Genomic DNA, 865 nt, shown 5'->3' with positions numbered 1-865 from the left:
CAACCACCAGCGCGTTTAATGTTCTGTACCGTTTTTCGGGCACAAAAAAACCCGCATAAAGCGGGCTCTTTCGGGTGTCCATGTCTGCTATTCGCCTCGCGGTACAGCTTTGCGAAGCGTAGCTGGATTGAAACAGTTTATGCGTAAAAAATCAAGACATTTTTTGAGCAAACGATTCTCGCATAGGGATGTATAGCGCATATTCAGCAACAGCCAACCAATTAGCAATTCGCTTTTCGCATGTACTAAAACACCATTCCGGGTGCACCTCATTCAACAATTCAGCCATTTTTCGTTTACTCATCCCCCGCCCCTCGTACCGTTGCCGCAGGATATCAATCAATCCAGGATAACTTGCGAGCGCTTTACTTATTACTCCATCAATGCATAACGCCTCTGCATCAGTACAGTGAGACAGCCAGCTCTTCTGTCTGCCAGCGATCATCTCTCGCAAGAATGCTTCCAGTTCAGGTTTATCAATCCCTGATTCCCTGATTTTGCGCAGGGCTTCATTGATCGCGGTTTTTGTCAGTTTTTTGGATGCCAGTAGCTGGTTAAACATATTCCCTGTTTTGCCGCCACCTATATACGACCAGCGACCCCACATCCGTAACTTCCCCTGGATCCAGACAGATTCCAGCGTTTTCAGTCGTAAATGCTCGCCACTTTTGCCTGTAACTTCCGGGTATATCATTTTTCCGCTCGCTCACTTTCAATTTCGTAAATCTTCACACCCAGCCGACCACCAGGAACGACCTGACCGCGCACAATATTGATTTCGTCAAACTGCTCATCGTCTATGAGCAGCCCCGCATGTGTCAGTGCATCCAGTGGCGCTTTCAGGATATTGTCCAGGTCACGACGG

Annotated in this window: 2 protein-coding genes; both read right to left on the bottom strand. The window is 48.0% G+C overall.

The window, feature by feature from the left end; genetic code table 11:
* Positions 1-151: 151 nt before the first annotated feature.
* Entirely contained in the window at positions 152-694 is a 543-nt protein-coding gene (locus EQY_RS0123760) for a DUF1133 family protein (protein ID WP_000640049.1), read from the bottom strand.
* Positions 691-865 (bottom strand): RusA family crossover junction endodeoxyribonuclease (locus EQY_RS25450; RefSeq protein ID WP_038809424.1); only part of this gene is annotated, 175 nt, incomplete at its 5' end. The genes EQY_RS25450 and EQY_RS0123760, both read right to left, overlap by 4 nt.

The organism is Escherichia sp. TW14182, from assembly GCF_000208525.1.
Lineage (GTDB): Bacteria > Pseudomonadota > Gammaproteobacteria > Enterobacterales > Enterobacteriaceae > Escherichia > Escherichia ruysiae.
This window is presented reverse-complemented; position numbering and strand designations above follow the sequence as displayed.

Coding starts and splice junctions, on each gene's coding strand:
- EQY_RS0123760 (WP_000640049.1), bottom strand. CDS start 694: ATGATATACCCGGAAGTTACAGGCAAAAGTGGCGAGCATTTACGACTG.